The organism is Mesorhizobium sp. M1A.F.Ca.ET.072.01.1.1 (assembly GCF_004023325.1).
Classification (GTDB): Bacteria; Pseudomonadota; Alphaproteobacteria; order Rhizobiales; family Rhizobiaceae; genus Mesorhizobium.
On record NZ_RZSF01000047.1, the window covers coordinates 1 to 19800 of the forward strand.

16 protein-coding genes and 3 pseudogenes are annotated in these 19800 nt (G+C 56.2%); 14 read left to right on the top strand and 5 right to left on the bottom strand.

Annotated features, from left to right (window positions below):
* The coding region (groEL, locus tag EOA32_RS09730) for a chaperonin GroEL (RefSeq protein WP_128371614.1) at positions 1-1014 on the top strand (1014 nt) is incomplete at its 5' end.
* A 39-nt stretch (positions 1015-1053) separates the two neighbouring features.
* On the opposite strand, the pseudogene EOA32_RS09735 reads toward groEL, so the two are convergent.
* The 4 genes and pseudogenes from EOA32_RS09735 to EOA32_RS09750 all read right to left on the bottom strand — a co-directional run.
* A pseudogene (locus tag EOA32_RS09735) lies at positions 1054-1956 on the bottom strand (rhodanese-like domain-containing protein); the annotation flags it as partial.
* Positions 1957-2221: 265 nt separating this feature from the next.
* Positions 2222-2542, bottom strand: a pseudogene (locus EOA32_RS09740) (transposase); the annotation flags it as partial.
* Positions 2543-2647: 105 nt separating this feature from the next.
* Positions 2648-3361, bottom strand: coding sequence for a GNAT family N-acetyltransferase (locus EOA32_RS09745; protein WP_128371616.1), 714 nt, complete (start codon positions 3359-3361; stop codon positions 2648-2650).
* 89 nt (positions 3362-3450) lie between these two features.
* Complete coding sequence (locus EOA32_RS09750) at positions 3451-4512, bottom strand: L-histidine N(alpha)-methyltransferase (RefSeq protein WP_128371617.1); 1062 nt, start codon at positions 4510-4512, stop codon at positions 3451-3453.
* Between the two features lie 680 nt (positions 4513-5192).
* On the opposite strand from EOA32_RS09750, the gene ectB reads away from it, so the two are divergent.
* From ectB to EOA32_RS09790, 8 genes and pseudogenes are all read left to right on the top strand, one after another.
* On the top strand, positions 5193-6467 hold the full coding sequence (gene ectB, locus EOA32_RS09755; RefSeq protein ID WP_128371618.1) for a diaminobutyrate--2-oxoglutarate transaminase: 1275 nt from the start codon (positions 5193-5195) through the stop codon (positions 6465-6467).
* Between the two features lie 231 nt (positions 6468-6698).
* A complete protein-coding gene (locus EOA32_RS09760) occupies positions 6699-7808 on the top strand; it encodes a mandelate racemase/muconate lactonizing enzyme family protein (protein ID WP_128371619.1) in 1110 nt (369 codons plus the stop codon).
* Positions 7809-7891: 83 nt separating this feature from the next.
* Positions 7892-9061 carry a Xaa-Pro peptidase family protein gene (locus EOA32_RS09765; protein ID WP_128371620.1) on the top strand — a complete coding sequence of 390 codons (1170 nt, stop codon included), beginning with the start codon at positions 7892-7894 and terminating at the stop codon, positions 9059-9061.
* Positions 9062-9543: 482 nt separating this feature from the next.
* Positions 9544-10386, top strand: a complete 843-nt coding sequence (gene ehuB / locus EOA32_RS09770; protein ID WP_128371621.1) for an ectoine/hydroxyectoine ABC transporter substrate-binding protein EhuB — start codon at positions 9544-9546, stop codon at positions 10384-10386.
* A 78-nt stretch (positions 10387-10464) separates the two neighbouring features.
* Positions 10465-11130, top strand: coding sequence for an ectoine/hydroxyectoine ABC transporter permease subunit EhuC (gene ehuC / locus EOA32_RS09775; RefSeq protein ID WP_128371622.1), 666 nt, complete (start codon positions 10465-10467; stop codon positions 11128-11130).
* A gap of 5 nt (positions 11131-11135) precedes the next feature.
* Complete coding sequence (ehuD, locus tag EOA32_RS09780) at positions 11136-11801, top strand: ectoine/hydroxyectoine ABC transporter permease subunit EhuD (RefSeq protein WP_210214824.1); 666 nt, start codon at positions 11136-11138, stop codon at positions 11799-11801.
* Positions 11801-12622: an ectoine/hydroxyectoine ABC transporter ATP-binding protein EhuA gene (ehuA, locus tag EOA32_RS09785; protein WP_042646625.1), complete on the top strand. Its 822-nt coding sequence runs from the start codon at positions 11801-11803 to the stop codon at positions 12620-12622. Before ehuD ends, ehuA begins: the two co-directional genes overlap by 1 nt.
* A gap of 139 nt (positions 12623-12761) precedes the next feature.
* Positions 12762-13479 (top strand): annotated as a pseudogene (locus EOA32_RS09790) (3-hydroxybutyrate dehydrogenase).
* A 153-nt stretch (positions 13480-13632) separates the two neighbouring features.
* On the opposite strand, the gene EOA32_RS09795 reads toward EOA32_RS09790, so the two are convergent.
* The gene (locus EOA32_RS09795) at positions 13633-14313 is read right to left on the bottom strand and encodes a GntR family transcriptional regulator (RefSeq protein ID WP_128371623.1); all 681 of its coding nucleotides are present in this window, start codon (positions 14311-14313) and stop codon (positions 13633-13635) included.
* 189 nt (positions 14314-14502) lie between these two features.
* On the opposite strand from EOA32_RS09795, the gene EOA32_RS09800 reads away from it, so the two are divergent.
* The 5 genes from EOA32_RS09800 (at position 14503) to EOA32_RS09820 (ending at position 19792) form a co-directional block, all read left to right on the top strand.
* The gene (locus EOA32_RS09800) at positions 14503-15579 is read left to right on the top strand and encodes a substrate-binding domain-containing protein (RefSeq protein ID WP_050070893.1); all 1077 of its coding nucleotides are present in this window, start codon (positions 14503-14505) and stop codon (positions 15577-15579) included.
* A 91-nt stretch (positions 15580-15670) separates the two neighbouring features.
* Entirely contained in the window at positions 15671-16540 is an 870-nt protein-coding gene (locus EOA32_RS09805; RefSeq protein ID WP_128371624.1) for an ABC transporter permease, read from the top strand.
* Positions 16537-17358, top strand: a complete 822-nt coding sequence (locus tag EOA32_RS09810) for an ABC transporter permease (protein WP_108703049.1) — start codon at positions 16537-16539, stop codon at positions 17356-17358. The genes EOA32_RS09805 and EOA32_RS09810 overlap by 4 nt, the downstream gene beginning before the upstream one ends.
* Positions 17359-17374: 16 nt before the next feature.
* Entirely contained in the window at positions 17375-18463 is a 1089-nt protein-coding gene (locus tag EOA32_RS09815; RefSeq protein WP_128371625.1) for an ABC transporter ATP-binding protein, read from the top strand.
* Between the two features lie 48 nt (positions 18464-18511).
* Positions 18512-19792, top strand: coding sequence for an ArgE/DapE family deacylase (locus EOA32_RS09820; protein WP_245499226.1), 1281 nt, complete (start codon positions 18512-18514; stop codon positions 19790-19792).
* Positions 19793-19800 lie beyond the last annotated feature (8 nt).

Below are 19800 nucleotides of genomic sequence, written 5' to 3' on the forward strand. Positions count from 1 at the left end.
AACCAGGACAGGATGCGCGTCGAGCTCGAAGAGCCCTATGTGCTGATCCACGAGAAGAAGCTTTCCAACCTGCAGGCGCTGCTGCCGGTTCTGGAGGCCGTGGTCCAGTCGGGCAAGCCCCTGCTGATCATCGCCGAGGATGTCGAGGGCGAGGCTCTGGCCACGCTGGTCGTCAATAAGCTGCGGGGCGGCCTGAAGGTCGCCGCCGTCAAGGCTCCGGGCTTCGGTGACCGCCGCAAGGCGATGCTGGAGGATATCGCCATCCTCACCGGCGGCACGGCCATCAGTGAGGATCTCGGCGTCAAGCTCGAGAATGTTACGCTGGAAATGCTCGGCCGCGCTCGCAAGGTGGAGATAGAGAAGGAAAACACCACCATTGTCGACGGTGCCGGCCATAAGGACGAAATCAACGGCCGCGTTGCTCAAATTAGGGCGCAGATCGAGGACACCACGTCCGACTATGACCGCGAGAAGCTGCAGGAGCGCCTGGCCAAACTCGCCGGCGGCGTCGCGGTGATCCGTGTCGGCGGATCGACCGAAGTCGAGGTCAAGGAGCGTAAGGACCGCGTCGACGACGCGCTGCACGCCACTCGCGCGGCGGTCGAGGAAGGTGTCTTGCCGGGTGGCGGCGTTGCACTACTGAGGGCAGCAAGGGCGCTCGACCATGTCGTTCTCGACAACCCCGACCAGAGGACCGGTGTCGAGATCGTGCAGCGCGCCATCGAAGCTCCCGCTCGCCAAATCGCCGAAAACAGCGGGGCGGAAGGCTCCATTATCGTGGGCAGGGTTCGCGAGAAGCCTGAGTTCGGCTATGGCTGGAACGCCCAGACCGGCGAGTATGGCGACCTCTTCGGCCAAGGCGTGATCGATCCCGCCAAGGTCGTTCGCACGGCGCTGCAGGACGCCGCTTCCGTAGCCGGCCTGCTCGTCACCACCGAGGCGATGGTGGCCGAGAAGCCGAAGAAGGAAATTCCCGCCCCGCCGATGCCAGGCGGCGGCGGCATGGATTTCTGACGAGGCCCACTTTCTTTCTTATCGTGGGAGAGGGCGGAGCTACCTTACCAATGGTCCATTCGCCCTCTTCCAGGCGTCGATTCCGCCCTCGATGTGGCAGGCTGATGTGAGGCCCTGATCCTGGGCGGCCTGCACCGCCATGGCCGAACGCTCGCCGAAGGCGCAGTAAAGCACAAGCTGCTTGCCGGTCGAACGGACGAGCTCGTGCAACACGCCGCCGGGAGCGATGTTTTCTTGCAGCCTCGGGTAAGGCACATGCAGCGCCCCCGGAATGATGCCCTGGCGTTCGCGCTCGGAGCGCTCGCGCAGGTCGATCAGCGCGACATCCGGCTTGCCGGCCAATACCAAGGCTTCGTTGGCATTGGTCGCCCAGCCGCGCCGCGCGATCTCGTCCTGGTGCAGCCCGACCTTCATGTTAGCGGGCACGGCGACATCCATCATCTTCGGATTGGCGAGCTTCAAACTATTCATGATCTCGACATATTCGTCCACTGACTTCACCTGCAGGCGCGGGTTGAAGGCCTTCTCCTCGCCTATGGTCGAGACAGTATCGCCCTTGTAGTCATGCGCCGGGTAGACCAGCGTGGGGTCCGGCAGCCTGAGCAGGCGGCCGAAGATCGACTCATACTGGTGCCGCGCATCGCCATTCGGGAAGTCGGTGCGGCCGGTGCCGCGGATCAGCAGTGTGTCGCCGCTGAACACCCGGTCGGGTAGGACGAAGCTGTAGGAATCGTCGGTGTGGCCGGGCGTGTAGACGACGTCGAGCGCCAGCCCCTCGATGGTCAGCCTGTCGCCGTCGGCAAGCCGCATCGACACCACGTCGGCCTTGGTCTGCTCGCCCATCACCGTGATGCACTGCGTCTTGTCGCGCAGCACGCCAAGGCCGGTGATGTGGTCGGCATGGAGATGCGTGTCCACCGCCTTGACCAGCCTCAGGTCAAGCCACGCACGAGCCGGAATAGAATTCAACGCAGGGCGGCCGAGCCGGAAGGGCGCGTTGGATAACGCCAACAATGACGATGGCCAAGTGGGGAAGGCCGGCGGGGGGGGCAGCGCCCTAGGCATGCGCATGAAGTTTCATTTAACTTCAAGGATGGTGTCCGGCTGGTTTTCATCTCTTCCAGCGATGAACTGCGCCACAGCCTTGACCTGACGAGAACGGGCCTGCTGAGTTTGTCGGGTTCCGCGGGGCGTTGGCGCCCGGCGCTCACGGTGCGGCCGGCTCGAGGGCGCCGGCGAGACGGCGGAACAAATCGGCCTCGGGACAAGCGGCGGCCAGGGCCAGACGGATGCGCGAGACAGTTTCGGTGACGCGGGCGAGGCTGAGCCGCAAAGTGGCGAACACGGCATTGGAGAGCTGATGGGACTTCGGCACCGCGTCGCGCAGGGCGAGCATCAGCCAGAATGCGGCGGTGTGCAGGACGAGGCGAACCTGATTAGCGCTCGGCGAGCGGCAGGAGGTGCGGTCGGAGGCAAGCTGGCTCTTGTGCATCTTGATCCGGTTCTATGCCGGGCCGCGGGCGCAGTGCCGCCACTGGCCGTCCGGTCGGGTGCAGTAGACCTTGAGCGACGTCACCCCGTCGGAATGACCAAACACCAGCGCGATCGTCCCCACGTAAGCCGCAAATCCAGTTCACTCGCATCGATCCTGCTCGATGCGAGGTCGGGATAAATATTGGTCCCGGGTCATTTCATAGTATCGGCATAGCTTTCCTTCATACAATCGGTCTCCTCTATAACGCAACCCTATCTTCTTGGCCGCGCTCTCGGCTCGGGCGTTGCCTTGCTCAATAAACCCAATGATCTTTTCTTTCGTCGAGTTATGCAATGCATGCGCAATTGTGAAGTGCGCAGCCTCCGGTCCCAGACCCCGTCCCACCTTATCTTGAAAAAATACCCAGGCAAATTCGAGATCACCAGTGTCCTGGTAGTCGCAGAGGCCACAGCGCCCGATAAAAACCGGATCACCATCGAGCTTTTCATAGACCATCCAGTAGCCAAATCCGTTCTTGCGCCACTGCGCCAATAACCAGCCGAGCCACTTGTGCACCGCTTCGGCCGTCTGCGGCACATTTCTGTAGTTTAACTTCTGAACCAGCGGATCGTTGTGCAGCTTGATCAATTCCGCTTCATGTTCGGGTCGCGCAGAAGTGAGGATCAAACGTTCGGTCTGACATATAGTCATCGCTATTCTCCCTGGCCATACTATCGAACGAACGGGCCTGATTGGTTCCAGGAGAGGGCTGCTGGAAACCCATCTCGTTTTGATCTGCCGAGCCGAGTGACGGGACGAATGGACCCATGAAGGTGAACCGTTGACCCCAACAACCAACGGTGGGATGAGCATCGCGATCGCTAGCGGGAAACTTCAACCTGCAGCCGCCTACCATTGGAAACCACCTGCTAGTAGACGCTTCTTAACCTTAGATTGTTGCATCAAGATCCGCCATGCGAGATAGTATCGGGTGCCTGCGAGTCGGAAGTGGCCACTTTGTCGAAACGTTGTAAAAGCGACACTGCGTATCTCTGGTTTTCCCCGGTCCAGTGCTGCACCGGTGCCAATCCATACTTAGCGAACATTCCATGAAAGTGCGGAAGATACACTTTTCGCATGATTTCCGTCCGAATCAGCTCGCCTTCCTTTAGATGAAAGGAAAATTTCAGTTTTTCAAGATTGATCAACTGGTCCTGCATCGCCTCTAGATGGCCCTCCATGCGATACAGGCGCTTATTATGAAATGCGATATGTCGAAACTTCAATAGATCGAAGTCTCCACCAAATCGCCAATTTAGGTGCCGAAGAACACACAGGTTTGCTAAAACTGCGCTCTGATTGTTATAGGCCGCCTCCAAGGTACCGGATTCCTTCTCTAAATCTATACCGAATAAGAAATAGTCGCCGTCCTGTAAACAGGCCTGGACCGACCCGAGGAGGTCATGCAATTCATCATCATACAAATTTCCGATCGAGGCCCCGAGAGAGATCAAAAGTTTTGGACCGGTGAGGGCGGCAGCTTGTTCCAGGCCGGTCTTGTAGGTTCCGAGGATCCCTGTGAAGTGCACATCCGTTGTCGCTGATAAAATGTTTTCAAATGCCCTCTCCAACATAGAGCGATTGATGTCGATGGCAGCGTAAGAAATTGGACCGAAGGCCTCCGCGTAAGCGTCCATCAGTAGGGTGGTCTTCTCCGCATTTCCAGATCCTAACTCGACAAGAGCAACATGGCCTGTGATATCCGCGATTGTCCTTGCATGCGTATGAAGTATGCTCCGCTCATCACGAGACAAATAATATGAGTCCTCCCGACAGAGGCGGTCGTAGAGCGCAAATCCGATATCATCATAGTAGTACATGGAACTTATGAAGCGCGGTGTTTCAGATAACGACGATACCAACACGTCGCCACGAAACATCGTTGCCTCTGAGACATCGGCGCCAACGATCTCATACCGATTGACTTTGGTGGGATCCGGTTCGTCTGGAAGTGTGCGGAGCATGGATATAAACCCTCAAAAAATTGTGGCGCTCGTGATGCTGCTCTAGGGTCTGTTGATATTCAGGTGAGGCCGGCCTGCAAACGGCGGCTTCCTGCGCTTCCGGTGCTCACGTACTGTAAATACGCTCCGCTTCGGTTCTCGGAACCCACCATTTTCGGCGCGGCCTGACCTGAATCTCAACAGACCCTAGAAGGACCTGCCTATGTCAATACTCGTCCTTCAAAAGTTGTGCCAATACCACAGAGCGATTTTTTGCGGCGGGTCATCCATGTTATTCAATGGCTTAAGCTAACTATATCACAAGGATGGTCGGGCGCTGCTGTGTCGCGACCTCGACAAAGTCGACAATAGGCGGTCGACTTTATGATGTTCCTAGCTGCTCAATTTGCTGATGGGGCGTCCAATCGCAGAGATAGCGGTGCAATCCCGCCAGCGGAATGGCTCGGCTCACGGGCTTGTCGGCCGGTGAGCGCGCGCTTTTTGGAATGAGGGCGTTGATCCGCGTATTGGACAGATCTATTAAGTGAAAACGTTACATGGAGTTTTCAGATGTTGAACATTTGTAACGCTCGCGTAAGCATAATGCAAATAAAAATAACGGAGATGCGAGAGATTAATATGTTAAAGGCCTTCTGCGACGCGGCGAAGATGCGCGTCGTTACGGGCAATGGATAAAGATGATGTTGATACAGAATCACCTCAACTCTCTAGTCGTTTTCGAAAATCTCGAGTCGAACGTCCGATCGTATTCGCGATCATTTCCTGTAGTGTTCAGGAAAGCTGCCGGGGCTATTCTGGAGGACGAGGAGGGTCGGGAATTTGTCGACTTTCTCTCGGGAGCGGGAACTCTTAACTACGGCCACAACGATCCCGACTTCCTAAATGATGCCATTAAATACCTGAAATCCGGAGGAATCGTTCACGGCTTGGACATGGCTACCTCAGCCAAAAGAGAGTTTATGGAGTGTTTTGACGACATTATATTGCGCCCCCGTGGTCTGGCCTATAGATTTCAATTTCCAGGACCTACTGGCGCCAACGCCGTAGAAGCCGCTTTGAAGCTCGCACGCAAGGTCACTGGACGGAACAGTATAATTTCCTTTACCAACGGCTTTCATGGGGTAAGTTTGGGCGCCCTTTCGGTAACGGGTAACCGGTATTACAGAGATGTAAGCGGCCTTCCTCCAGCTGGCGTAGTATTCATGCCTTATGACGGCTATTGGGGAACCGATAACGACACATCGGGCTATCTAGATAGAGTGCTCGCTGATGCAAGCAGTGGCGTCGATCTGCCCGCAGCCGTTATTTTGGAGACAGTCCAAGGTGAGGGCGGCATACGTCCTGCTAGTAGAGGTTGGCTTGAGTCGATCGAGCAACTTTGCAGAAAATACGGCATCCTTCTGATTATTGACGACATTCAGGCAGGTTGCGGACGAACAGGCGGGTTCTTCAGCTTCGAGTTTGCTGAATTGAGGCCAGACATGGTTTTGTTGTCCAAGTCGCTTAGCGGCTGCGGGCTGCCGCTCTCTCTTTTGCTCCTCAAACCTGAACTAGATGCTTGGCGGCCGGGCGAACACAATGGAACTTTCAGAGGCAACAACCTTGCGCTGGTAATGGCAACCGCCGCCCTTCGAAAGCATTGGATAAATGAAAAGCTGTCCAACGATGTAACGGAAAGAGCGCGCATCCTGAGCGACCGCCTGCGGGATTTGGCTCAAAGCACCGAAGATCACAACTTTTCCGTGCGTGGACGGGGCATGATGTTAGGGCTTGATTGCCACGCCGGGAAACTTGCCGAGAAGATCGCCCGCAGCGCCTTTGAAGGCGGCCTTGTGGTAGAACGATGCGGCGCAGAGGACGAGGTTATCAAACTGCTCCCCCCGTTAACCATCGATAAACAGGCGCTTCAACGGGGTCTGGACATTCTGGATGCGTCTGTGCGCTCAAACGCTTAGCTCTGCCTTGTCTCGGGAGCGCAGAGCTTTCATTTCCAAGGCCGTGGTCCATCCCCCGGGTTCGCCATACGACTCGGAAACTTTTCTTGACATCATATTTCGGAAGCTGCATCATACCTGTATACAGGTCACGTGCTCCTTACTGTCTTAAGCGGAGCCGTCGGCGCCTTGTTTCTCGCGATCTGCGTCAGAAGGCGTCTGCCAGGCCAAGTGGAGAGGAATAGGCGCCTAATGAAAATCAATCGCATATCGGTCTACGAAGTCGTAGCGCCGTTTCCTCAGGGCTACAGCCTATCGCGAGGCAGGACTTGGACGTCCTTTGACAACACGATGGTTAAAATCGAGACCGATGCAGGCCTCGTGGGGTGGGGTGAAGTCCAGACGGTCGGGGCAAATTACTTGCCCGCGTTTGGTAAGGGTGCGGTTGCTGCGATCGGTGTGCTTGCTCCGCATTTGATTGGCGAGACCCCCCTTCAGCTCGATCGCATCAATCATCTAATGGATAACACTCTCTATGGCCACCCATACGCCAAGTCGCCACTCGATATGGCTTGCTGGGACATTCTCGGTAGGGCCACAGGAATGCCACTTTGCGAGCTCTTGGGCGGAAGGTTCGATGGAGGCCTTGACCTGATGGCCTGTCCGTATTTCGGGTCACAGGAAGAAATGTTGGCTTTGACAGAAGAGCTTCGGGCGCAGGGTTATCGGCGGCTTTCCGTGAAACTGGGTGGCGACGTAGCCGAGGACGTCGCCAGACTGCGTGGCATCCTCACACTGGCAAAGCCGGGCGAAGAGTATTATGCGGATTGCAATCGCGGTTGGACGCGTGATCAAGCACTTCGTGTGCTTCGCCAGATCCGAGATCTTGATGTCTACATCGAGCAGCCGTGCGCGACGTATGAAGAATGCCTCGCGGTCAGGCAGCGGACGGACCATCCGATAATTCTCGACGAGATTGTTGATTCACCCGAAATGGTGATGAGGATCATCTGCGACGACGCCGCCGATCTGCTGAACATAAAGATTTCTCGCGTCGGGGGCCTGACGAAGGCGCGTCGCGCCCGTGATATGTGCGTTACCGCAGGACTGCCCATGAGCCTCCAGGATGTCGGTGGAGGTGGTATTGTCCAAGCTGCGATCTTCCATTTTGCACAGTCAGTGCCTCAGGAGCTTCGACACTCGGTGTTCGATCCATTGAGCGTGAATTTCGAACCACTAACCGATGCGCCTATTTTGATCGAACGCGGAGCGACCGTAACGGCGTCGGACAAGCCGGGCCTCGGCCAGGAGGTCTTGGAAGACCGCCTCGGGGATCCGGTTGCTGTGTACGGTACGACGTAGGAAAGCGGCTATCGCGCTGGCACATGACGTTCAGGGTCCGACCAGCGCATTCTCAAAACTGCGAATAACAGTGGGACATTGTGATGCCTGCATTCACAACGGAAGAATATCGCGCTCGGGTCGCCGGCCTTCGACGCAAAATGGCAGCGCGTGGAATGGATGCGCTACTTGTCCTTGAAGAAGCCAACTTAAACTACCTGACCGGTTATGCGGGCTATTCAGCCTATGTGCCGCAGGCCGCTCTGGTTCTGCAGGATGATGAGGATCCCTGGCTCATAATGCGGGAGTTGGATATTCACGGTGCCTCTGTCGAGGCATACCTGCCAGAATCGCGAATTCTCAGCTATGCGGAAAAGTTCATCGGATCGAAGACACTGTCCGCATGGCAGCCTATTGGGGAGTATGTCCGAGAACGTGTCAAATCCAACCGCATCGGGCTTGAGATTTCGGGGGTGATGACCCGAACGCTGGGCGTGAAAGAATATGCTGTTCTAAGCAAGACCTTGGGCGTGGATGAGTTCATCGATGCGGACGGATTGGTCTCGAGCTTGAAGGCGATCAAATCGCCAGCTGAAATAAAATATATGGAGCAGGCTGGCAAAATCGCTGACCGGGCGATGCTGGAGGCTAAGAAACACATCGCGGTAGGAGTCCGCGAATGTGATGTCGCGGCAGCAGTTCAGCATGCGCTTACAAGCGGAACGCCTGAGATACCAGGCGGCCATGGTCCCATCTCAATGCCGAACATGGCCATCGGCTGGCCGGCAAATATGTGCCACAGCAAATGGGGCGATGGCGCCTATAAGATGAACACCCAAACCAATTTCGAGATGGGCGCCTTCCGTCATCGGTACGTCGCTGCTGTGTCTCGCAGCATCTTTCTAGGTGAGCCTACAGCTCGATCGCGCCACGTCCATCAAGCGTGTTTTGACGGATGGCACGCTGCATTTGAAACATTGCGGCCGGGTGTAAGAAGCACAGATGTAGAGCAAGCTTTTCGACGCGCCTTCGGACCCTATGGTGTCCGTAAAGAGTCCCGGATGGGTTACTCAATAGGGCTCGACTGGGTGGACGGCGGACCGAGCTTTCTTGAAGGCGATGAGACCGAAATCCAGGAGAATATGACCTTCCATATGCTGATTGGGATTTGGGAGAAAACGGATGGCTATATCTTCAGCGAGACAGTCCATGTGGGCAAGGACGGCGCGAGATCGTTCAGTAGCCTCTCGCGAGACATGTTCGTCAATCGGTAAACATACGGTGGATCGATGGCCCCGCAAGAACTGCCATAGGAAACCAGAGACGAACCGCTGTTGACGAGCGCGTCTACAGAGCCGAAGTCATCCTTGGCCATCTTGATGCTTCCGGTAGCAATCGACATGTCTGCCGGGAAATAGATGATTGTTCACTGCGGGTGCAAAGCCTACCCAAATGGCGAGACCGGTAGACATTTACGGGGGAGGCTTGCGTCTTTTGGCCTCAGGGAAGGGCGCCCGCACCAGGATATTTTCGAATGCTCGGATTGGAGCAGTCTCGGCTGGTGCAAGCCGCAGGATACATTGTCTCCTCTCGTGGCGGATGGCCACGGGATGGGTAGTGGATATGGATCAGTCGCTTCTGATTTTGATGCAGGTTAAGCAGTGTTGCCATTTAGGAAACATGCCTGGTTACATTGTCAGGTGTTGGTGCAGCTAGCGTGCTCCGCGAGGGGTTCCGCGCACAGGGGAGGATTCAAATGAAGATGATGATAACGGGTTTTGTGGCGGGCATTGCGCTTTTCGGGATGGCTAACTCGTCATCAGCAGCCGGTCCACTGAAAGACCGCATCGCTTCGGGCCAGCCTATTCGTATCGGGTACTCCAATGAAGTGCCATCGGCGTATACGGCGGAGGACGGAAAGCCTACGGGCTGGGTTAACGACATCACGCTCGCTGTCCTCAAAAAGATGGGCTATGCAAAGATCGAGCCGGTCGAGACAGAGTGGGGCGGCCTCATACCCGGTTTGAATGCGGGGCGTTTCGACATCATTACCGGGGGCATGTTCATCCTGGCGTCGCGCTGCTCGAACGTCGCGTTCTCCGAGCCGATCTATCGGATGGGAGACGCTTTCCTCGTTCCCGCGGGTAACCCGAAACGGCTCCTCAATTATGAAAACATTCGTGACGCCGGCGCCATCATGGTCACTGGAGCTGGCTATGCCAACATTGCGAACGCAAAGGCTTCAGGCGTGGACGCGGCGAAAATCATGGAGGTGCCAGGACCCACCGAAATTCTTGCTGCCATGCAGGCCGAGCGTGCAGATGTCGGGGCAGGTACTCCGGTTATGGTGAAACAACTGGCCGATAGCAGCGGCGGCAAGCTTGAGGCAACCAATTCCGCGGCGATGCCGAAAAACACGTTCAATTGGGGCGCCCTCGCCTTCACTAAGGCGGATCAGGATTTCGTAGACGAGTTCAATAAGGCACTGAAGGAATATGTGGGCTCGGAGGAGATGCTGACCGCGGTCGCAAAATACGGCTACAACAAGGACTGGCTGCCCGGCGATGCAAAGACCGAATGGATCTGCGCGAACCGATAGATCATAGGGTGGCGGGCCGAGCTTCGCTGGCCCTATATCTGCAGGTGTATTTTCTCCAAACTGGGCAAAGACCACGGCATGTCCTATTTCGAATTCATCGCGAAATATGGGGACAGGATTCTTAGCGGCACCTTGGTTTCCATGATGCTGACCATCCTGGCTGCGATCTTAGCGATCGCGATCGCGGTCGCGGCCGGACTGATGCGAATGTCACCAAATCCGCTGGTCCGCGGAATCGCCACCCTCTACATAGAAATATTCCGCGGCACCTCGCTGCTTGTCCAGCTCTATTGGATTTTCTTTGTGCTGCCGCTCTTCGGTATTACGCTCGAAAAATTTACCGCCGGATTCGTCGCCGTCGGCATGAATCTCGGCGCCTACGGGTCAGAGGTGGTGCGCGGCGCGATCCTTTCAGTACCACGTGGCCAATGGGAAGCTGCGCTTGCGCTCAACATGTCTCCGGCCAAGCGCATGCAACGTGTTATTCTGCCGCAAGCCTTACTAATAATGCTGCCGCCTTGGGGCAATCTGCTGATCGAGCTCTTGAAAGGCACTGCCTTGGTCGCGCTCATCGCCGTCGCCGATTTGACGTTTCAGGCCAAGCAAATCAACGCTACGACCTACCTGTCAGCCCAAAGTTTCGGTACCGCTCTCACCGTCTACTATATTGTCGCACGCTTCATCATCACTCCCTCCATGCGATGGTTGGAAGGTAACATGAAACGTAAGATGGGCAGGGCGTGACAGTGTTGAACTGGCGATGGGACTTTACCTGGGAAATTCTGCCCCGCTTGCTGCTGGCCACCGGTAACACCCTCATTGCGGCCGGGCTGGGCTATGCCATCGCCATCGTCCTCGGTCTTGTGTTAGCGCTGGCACAGCGAACCCCTTACCGGGCGTTGACGATGATCGTGCGAGAAATTGTGGAGTTTATCCGCTCGACGCCACTCGTACTGCAGGTCTTCTTCGTCTTCTATGTGGCGCCACAATTCGGGGTGAGGCTTTCACCTTGGATGGCCGGCATGATTGCCATTGGCCTGCATTACGCATCTTACCTTTCAGAGGTCTATCGCGGCGGGCTAGACAGCGTGCCAAAAGGCCAGTGGGAGGCGGCAATCTCGCTCAACCTGTCGACCTCGCGAACCTATTTTCGAGTCATAGTTCCGCAAGCACTGCCTCCCTCCCTTGCCGGCATGGGAAACTATTTGGTCGGTATCTTCAAGGACACGCCAATCCTGTCGGTAATCGGAGTGGCCGAACTTATGCACGCAGCGAACTCCGTCGGCGCTGAGACTTATCGGTTCCTCGAACCATACACGCTGGTCGGGATCATCTTTTTGGGCATTTCACTGCCCGCTGCCAGCGGCTTTCGCGTGTTCGAGAGCTGGATGCGCAGAAAGCTGGGGATGAACTGATGACCACCGAAGATCTGTTGACCTTTCCGCTCGCGCTCCAAGGCGACCACGTGCCGATGGTGAGTTTTCGGCAGGTTTCCAAATCCTACGGTAGTCTGACGGTCCTGGATTCCTTGGACCTCGATGTCGCCGAAGGCGAAATGGTCACGATCATTGGGCCGTCCGGCTCAGGAAAAACGACCGTCCTGAGAATGCTGATGACGCTGGAGACTATCGATGGAGGGGTCATCTACATCGACGGCCGGCCGCTGACCCACATGCCCAAAGGCATCGGACTTGTCGCCGCTAACAGCCGCCACCTGCGCAAGATGCGCTCGAACATCGGGATGTGCTTTCAGCATTTCAATCTCTTTCCGCACATGACTGCTCTGGAAAACTGCATGGAAGGTCCGGTGAACGTACTCGGCTTGTCCAAAAAGGAGGCGCGTGAGCGCTCGGAGCAACTGCTAGCGATGGTGGGCATGGTCGACAAGCGCCACCAGCATCCTTCCTGCCTCTCTGGTGGTCAGCAGCAGCGCGTGGCAATCGCGCGCGCGCTCGCCATGCGGCCGAAGGTGATGCTGTTCGACGAGGTAACCTCAGCTCTTGACCCGGAGGTGATCGGCGAGGTCACGAACGTGATCCGTAAGCTCGTGGCAGAGCACAATCTCACAATGCTCATGGTCACCCATCAGATGGGTTTTGCCAAGGACATCTCCGACCGCGTATGCTTCTTCTATGGTGGGCGGATCGAGGAGCAGGGCACGCCCGAAGAGCTATTCGGCAATCCGAAGCGGGAGCGTACGCAGCAGTTCCTGCGGGCGGTAAAGGAGGCGGTTTGAAGCCCGTAGAGTGGGTACCGTTTCCTTGTCACGGTTTTCTCACATGCGGCTGTCTGCGCAATCCCGGCGCCGCCGAACGCATTCGGCGCCCACCCTGATACAGCTAACCTCTAGTAGCTCTTTCAGATAGGAAGCCATTATGTCACGCAAGAAGACCGCTGTTGTCACCGGATCGAACTCAGGGATCGGCCTTGCAATCGCCAAAGCGTTCGCCGCAGAACGATGGAGAGTGGTTGTGAACTCTTTTTGCGACGCCCCGCACGATCACGCGATCGCTGAGAGCATCGCGAAGGAGCATTCTGCGGAGGTGTGGCGATGGCAGCAGAGAGATTTGGGTCGGTGGATGTACTCGTGAACAATGCTGGCATCCAACACGTCGCGCCGGTTGAAGAGTTTCCCGCCTGAGATGTGGGATGCGGTCATCGCGATCAACCTGAGCGCAGCGTTCCACACCACCTCGGCGGCAATCCCGCTGATGAGAAAGCACGGCTGGGGCCGTATTGTGAACATCGCGTCCGCACACGGCTTAGTCGCCTCGCCGTTTAAGTCGGCGTATGTCGCGGCGAAGCATGGCGTTTTGGGGATGACGAAGACAGTGGCTCTCGAAATTTGCGACAGCAGGTATTACTTGCAATGCCATTTGCCCGGGTTATGTGTTGACTTCCTTGGTCGAGGCTCAGATCCCAGATCAAATGAAAGGTCACAACATGGATCGCGAGGCTGTGATCCGCGAGGTGATGCTCAGAAAGCAACCGACGAAGCAGTTTATCACCGTAGATCAGGTGGCGGCGGCCACACTGTTCCTTTGTTCAGACGCCGGCGCTCTTTCGATCGACGGCGGATGGACTGCCGAGTGATCGCTTGACCTCGCCGCTCCCGCTGCTGGTTGCGCTAACGGAGCGATCTGCCGCAAAACCTCTGACCAGGCGTTCCAGCCACTCGCGAGGCAGCTGTTTCGCTATGCCACTGTTGCCCTGCTCGGCCGCGGGATCGCTCGGCCCAGCCCGGAGTTAGTCGCTTGAGATATAGCGGCTAACCTTCTTCAGCATCAAGCGCAGGTACGTCGCCCTCACTTTGCCAAACGTGCCGACGTCACTTGAGGCAAGCGCGTCTGATAAGCCTTTCAGTTCTTCCAAGGTTTCCCCTATCACGCCGTCCCAATCGAGATTCGGCAAGAAACTGCACCAGATCCGGGCGACTTGATAGTAGAGCAGGTCCGTCATCTCGCGCGCCGGCTTGCTCCCGATCAGATCGCAGATCAATGCTTCCAAGTCGTTGGAGAGGTTCGCATAGCCATCGATGTTCTTCTTTTCGCGCAGGTCCCTGGCTCTCTCAATCATTTCATCAAGCTTCTTGCGATGCCTGTCCGTGACCCAGTTAGGGGATAACGATCCCATGGTCTCTGCAAGAAGGATCCGCAGATCATAAATGTCTTTGAATGTCTTCATGTCGATGTCGGTGACGCGCGTGCCGACCCCGTTCCGGATCTCAACAAGCCCTTCATAACTGAGCTGCTGGAGAACCCGCCGCAGTGGCGTCCGACTGACACCGAACTCGTTCGCCAGTTGCATCTCATTGATCATCATACCGGGCGGATAGTGCAGCATGCCGATTCGCTGCCGAATGCTCTCATACATATATCGCAGGCGTTGATCGGCACTTGGCTTATCAGGTTTATTCATGGCTTCCATTAACTCCGTCTTTCTCTGGCATCGTCCGCGTGCACGCAACCCCGCACCGCAATCTGCCTTGACACATCCCTCCAAGCTGCATTATAGCTGTATATAGATTGCGCTGCGCTAGTTCAAAAACAAAAATACGCAGGCAGCCTGGGGAACCGCAAGGGCGGACTGTTGGATCGCCAGATAGGGAGGAATCAAATGTCGAAATTCTCAAGACGGGACTTTATCAAGACCGGCGTCGCTGGCGGCGCGGCGCTAGCAGTCACACAACTGCCAGCACCGTTTGTTGGAAAGGCGCGTGCCGCCGACACGCTTTCCGTTGTCGAGTGGGGACCGCCGGTTATCAGCCACTCGAAGGCGATTGCGGCAGAATGGGGTAAGGCTTCCGTCGACTGGACGCTGCATGCTGGCGGAGGCGCTACCATCCTGCCAAAGATCAAGGCAGCATGGCCTAATCCGCCTTATGATCTAGTCGACAACTGGAGCCCTGTTTTCCTTTCGATGATCCGTGAAGACTGGTTGGAGACGGTCACCCTCAAAGACTGCCCCAACCTGGCGGACGTTCCCGAAAAGCTGATCCCCAAGGACGCAAACGGTAACTGGAAAGCTATTCCTCGCGGATCGAGTGGTGGGTTTTTCCTCTCCACGGAAAAATGCCCCATTGAAATCAAGTCCATCCAGGATTTGTTGAAGCCGGAGTTGAAAGGGCAGATTCTCTGGCCTAATCCCTCGCTATTCACGAACATGCAGGTCGTGTTCCTGGCGATGGCCAGAGGTGGCGACCAGTTCAATCTGGAGCCCGGATGGGAGTTCCTCAAGGAACTCGCGAAGTCCGGCAATATCGGTCGTGTGTCGGCGACCACTGCGGACATCATCACCTCGCTCGATACCGGTGAAACGACGGTGACTTTCGCCGACCAAGGGCTATACTCAGCGATCAAGGGGGTGAAAGCATTCCCGTTGACCAAGACGAACAAGGACCTAAAAACCTTCATGTACGTGTCTGGTTGGGTAGTCCTAAAGAGTTCGAAGAACAAAAAGCTGGCGTTTGACTTGGCGAATTACATGATCAGTAAGGATGCGAGCGAGCGCTATTCCAAGGAAGTCGGCGAAGTGCCTGTCAACAAGAAGGCCGAGACCAAATCCCTAGATCACCTTCGTTTCTCTCCTGAGGAGGTCGAGGAATTCGTCGTTGTCCCAGACTTCGACCACCTCGGCAAGGAACTTGATAGCTGGAACAAGCGCTGGGAGCAGGAGATTGTTCCGCTTCTGTAACATCGCACCGAGAATATGTTGAGCTATCGAGCTGGGCCGGGCGTAGATTGCGCCCGGCGTGCTTGTTGTGTATTTCCTTCTGGAACCGCCAATGTCGACGACAAAACGAACCGTGCTGCTGCTGTTGCCCGGATTCGCACTTTTTCTGGCCTTTCTCGCCTTGCCGCTCGCCAACGTTGTCGACGAGAGCTTCCGGTTCTTCGAGCCTGGCCGGATCGGTTCCGCCAAAGATGCCCCCTACACTCTGCTTAACTACGCTGAAATCTTGGAGCCAGCCTATCTTAGGTATTTTGCAGAGACATTCAGGTTCGGCGTCCTATCTTCACTTATCGCCATAGTGGTATCCTTCCCGATCGCTTACTCAGTGGCAAGGCAACGTTCGCCCTGGTTGCGGAAACTTGCCATCGGCTTCTTCATTGGGATGATGTTTTTGAGTACGTTAGTGCGCGTCTATGCCCTGCAGCTGACATTCGGTTCAACCGGGTATGCTCACTTCCTAGCAGGCGTACTTAATGTATCACCAAACAGTCGCTTCTATACCGAATTGATTGTCGTTTTTGGTCTTCTTCACTACCTGATACCGATTTCGGTCATTACATTGCTGGGAACTATCCAGAATCTCAACCCGCGGCTGATTGAGGCGTCGCAGGTACTCGGCGCGTCCCGGTTACGATCGCATCTTTCGATCACCTTGCCGCTCTGTGTGCCAGGATTGCTATCGGCATTCCTCATCTGCTTCACGCTATGCCTCAGCGCATTTGTTATCCCGATGGTTCTCGGGAAAGGCAAAGTGCTGTTCGTTTCCAATCTAATATACGCCCGTTTTAGCGAGATTGCGGATTACCCAAGCGGATCCGCCGTCGCGATCACGATGCTTATCATCGCATTGATTGCGATCTACGGGATCACGTGGCTGGTGGCGAAGGGCTTTTCCAATCAAGATCGGGGGCGATCATCGTGAAGCGCTACATCGATAACGCCGCAGATTGGCTAAGCGTCATCAACGTTGCGGTTTTGCTGGTATTTCTCGTTGTACCAATCGTCGTAATGATTGGAATGTCGTTCGATGGGCGCGAATATATGGGTGGATTCCCACCCTCGCAATTTTCTGTTCGTTGGTATGTGAGTTTCTTCTCGGACGCTTACTACCTGCGCGGCCTCTCGACCAGCCTTCTTCTGGCAGTGATCGCAACAGTGGTCTCGACAACGGCCGGCGTCAGCGCTGCTCTGGCCCTTGATCGCTACAGTGGTCCGGGGAAACAAGCGCTCGAATCGCTCTTTATCTCGCCGCTCGTTGTACCTGCCGTGGTGATCGGCTTCGCGCTCCTGCTGTTTTTCGCTATGATCGGCATCTCTGACGGCTTTACGCGTTTGGTCGGCGGGCACATCATAATCACGTTCCCGTATACAGTCCGCACGACGCTCGCAGGTTTAGTGGGAATCCGGAAGACCCTGACCGAGGCCGCCATGAGCCTTGGCGCCAACGAACGCCAGGCGTTCTGGGATGTTACCTTTCCGCTCGCGCGAACCGGCATTGTTGCGGGCGCGGTCTTTGCCTTCGCCTTCTCCATGGACGACGTAGCCGTCAGTTTATTTCTTACTTCGCCAGACTCGTACACATTGCCGGTCGCGATGGTGAGCATGATGCGGACGAACTTTGATCTGACGATTGCTGCGGCTGCGGTCGTGCTGATGATATTTACCTTCACCCTCATCCTCATCCTGGATTGGACGATCGGCCTCGACCGTTTGATCGGTAAGGGTGTTTTCAGGTCATAGGGAGTCAATCTTTGTAATGCGTGTCCTTGAACTTTCACATGCCACCAAGCGCTACGGAGCCTTCGTTGCTGTCGAAGACGTCTCGTTCACCGTCGAGAAGGGGCAGATTCTATCGCTGCTCGGTCCCAGCGGATGCGGCAAGACAACGACTTTGCGGTTGATTTCCGGGTTTGAGGACGCAAACGAGGGCGCTGTACTGTTCTCCGGTGTCGATATGAAAGGCCGCAGGCCTTACGAACGCAATGTTGGTCTCCTCTTCCAGGACTACGCCTTATTTCCGCATATGACGGTTGCCGAAAACGTCTCGTACGGGCTGAGGCGGCGGAATTTTGATAAGGGAAAGATACCTGATCGAGTCGCTGAGATGTTGGCCTTGGTCAAGTTGAAGGGTTTTGACGACCGGCGGCCCAACCAATTAAGTGGCGGTCAGCAACAACGCGTGGCGCTTGCCCGCGCATTGGCTACAAACCCTGAGGTGGTTCTGCTCGACGAACCTCTGTCGGCCCTCGACGCGAAACTCCGTCACGAATTGCGGTTTGAGTTGAAAGCGATTCTCTCCGCGGTGAACGCTACCACCATCGTCGTCACTCATGACCAGGAGGAGGCCATGAGTCTAGGCGATAGCGTCATTGTTATGAGCGCGGGAAAGATCATGCAGCAAGGGGCGCCGACAGAAATCTATGCCGATCCAAAGACGCGTTTCGTCGCCGAGTTCATTGGCCGCTCCAATTGGTTCACGGGGGAACTCCGCAACAGCACGAACGGAGTGGCTGAACTGAAGGCTGCCGGCGGCATTCGAATGTTCGTTCGGATGCCTGAGAGCAGCCCGAACCTGGGTGCGTTTGATGTCTGCGTACGGCCCGAACGCATTCGAATTGGTGCTGATATTCAATCGTCTGGCGACGCTCCGATGAACCAGATGCGCGGCACGATCCGTGATGTAGCGCACCTTGGGGCCGATCTTCATTTGCTGGTCGAAATCCCGGGCGGTCAGCTGCTTACTGTCACTGAGAAGTACATCGGGCAGAGCTTTGAGCGGGCTGGCCAGGAAGTCTCAATAACTTTCTTTCCACAGGACTGCATCGTGGTGCCAAGCGGATCGTAACAAGCTGATCGCCGCAAAAGTGATGAACGATTGACTGGATTCAATGCAATGACCTCTGTGCATGATCGCATTTTCGCCGCAGTTGACCGAAACTTCGAAAACCAGATCCATTTTCTTGAAGAGCTTATCCGCTTTCGCTCGTTACGCACTCAGGAGACTGAAGCGCAGGACTTCATCGAGGCCGCGCTGAAAAAGCGGGGCTACGCCGTGAGCCGCTTCCGGACCGACGCGGAAAGAGTTGGAAGCCACCCCGCGTTCTCGCCCGCTACTGTCGATTATAGCGCGAGTTGGAACGTGGTGGGATGCCGGTACGCAGACGATAGGGCCGGCCGGTCGCTGGCTTTTAACTCGCATGTAGACGTCGTCCCGGCGGCAAGCCTACACCGCTGGAGTTGCCCGCCATTCACGCCAGTGCGCGAGGGAGACTGGTTGTACGGTCGAGGCGCCGGCGATATGAAGGCGGGCCTCGTTGCTTCCATTTTTGCCCTCGACGCTATTTCCGACGCTGGGTTGCAACTCTGCAGTGACGTGCAAATCCAGTCGGTTGTTGAAGAAGAGATCACCGGAAACGGCGCCGCCACCGCCTTCGTCAATGGTTACGTCGCTGACGCGATACTCAGTCCGGAACCAACTGACGAGCAGCTCGTACGGGCAAATGCTGGTGTGATCAAGTTTCGCCTGTCGACAAGGGGTCGTCCGGCTCATCCTCGCGAACCGCAGGCAGGCCAGAGCGCCATCGAGTTGATCATCCGGCTAGTCGGGCATTTGCGGGAGTTGGAGCGCCGATGGATCGAGGAAGGGCGCACGAAGGAGTGGTTCAAGGATCTTCCAAATCCGGTCGCTTTGACGTTCGGAACGATAACCGGCGGAGACTGGATCGCTTCCATTCCTAGCGATTGCTCCGTCGAAGGAAGGATTGGCTTCTATCCTGGTGACGATCCCAGGCATCGCGCCGATCAATTTGAAAACTTCCTTGACGAAATTCGTGCCGCCGATCCTGTGTTGTCAGGTGAGGGGCTCGTCACTCTGGAGTGGATCGGCTGCATGCACGGCGGCTACGAGCTGCCGGAAGGAACAAGTGCGGAGGCCTGCCTCCGCACCGCTCACGCTTTGAATAATGAGAACGCAAACTTAAAGTCCATCGCGATGGCGTGTTACCTAGATGCTGCTGTTTTCGCAGTTCACGGTAAAATTCCGTCCCTTGTTTATGGGCCCATTGCGGAGAATATTCATGGTATTAACGAGCGAGTGAGCCTCTCCTCTATCCGTCGTGTCACCAAGACGATTGCGTTGTTCGCGGCGGAGTGGTGCGGGACGCGCGAGGGGTAAGCTTTGTT

Excerpts from the sequence above, each read along its gene's own strand:
- EOA32_RS09795 (WP_128371623.1), bottom strand. The coding sequence starts at position 14,313 with ATGGAAGCCATGAATAAACCTGATAAGCCAAGTGCCGATCAACGCCTG.
- ehuB (WP_128371621.1), top strand. The coding sequence starts at position 9,544 with ATGAAGATGATGATAACGGGTTTTGTGGCGGGCATTGCGCTTTTCGGG.
- ectB (WP_128371618.1), top strand. The coding sequence starts at position 5,193 with ATGTTGATACAGAATCACCTCAACTCTCTAGTCGTTTTCGAAAATCTC.
- EOA32_RS09800 (WP_050070893.1), top strand. The coding sequence starts at position 14,503 with ATGTCGAAATTCTCAAGACGGGACTTTATCAAGACCGGCGTCGCTGGC.
- EOA32_RS09750 (WP_128371617.1), bottom strand. The coding sequence starts at position 4,512 with ATGCTCCGCACACTTCCAGACGAACCGGATCCCACCAAAGTCAATCGG.
- EOA32_RS09765 (WP_128371620.1), top strand. The coding sequence starts at position 7,892 with ATGCCTGCATTCACAACGGAAGAATATCGCGCTCGGGTCGCCGGCCTT.
- EOA32_RS09745 (WP_128371616.1), bottom strand. The coding sequence starts at position 3,361 with ATGCTCATCCCACCGTTGGTTGTTGGGGTCAACGGTTCACCTTCATGG.
- ehuC (WP_128371622.1), top strand. The coding sequence starts at position 10,465 with ATGTCCTATTTCGAATTCATCGCGAAATATGGGGACAGGATTCTTAGC.
- EOA32_RS09815 (WP_128371625.1), top strand. The coding sequence starts at position 17,375 with ATGCGTGTCCTTGAACTTTCACATGCCACCAAGCGCTACGGAGCCTTC.
- ehuA (WP_042646625.1), top strand. The coding sequence starts at position 11,801 with ATGACCACCGAAGATCTGTTGACCTTTCCGCTCGCGCTCCAAGGCGAC.
- EOA32_RS09820 (WP_245499226.1), top strand. The coding sequence starts at position 18,512 with ATGACCTCTGTGCATGATCGCATTTTCGCCGCAGTTGACCGAAACTTC.
- EOA32_RS09760 (WP_128371619.1), top strand. The coding sequence starts at position 6,699 with ATGAAAATCAATCGCATATCGGTCTACGAAGTCGTAGCGCCGTTTCCT.
- EOA32_RS09805 (WP_128371624.1), top strand. The coding sequence starts at position 15,671 with ATGTCGACGACAAAACGAACCGTGCTGCTGCTGTTGCCCGGATTCGCA.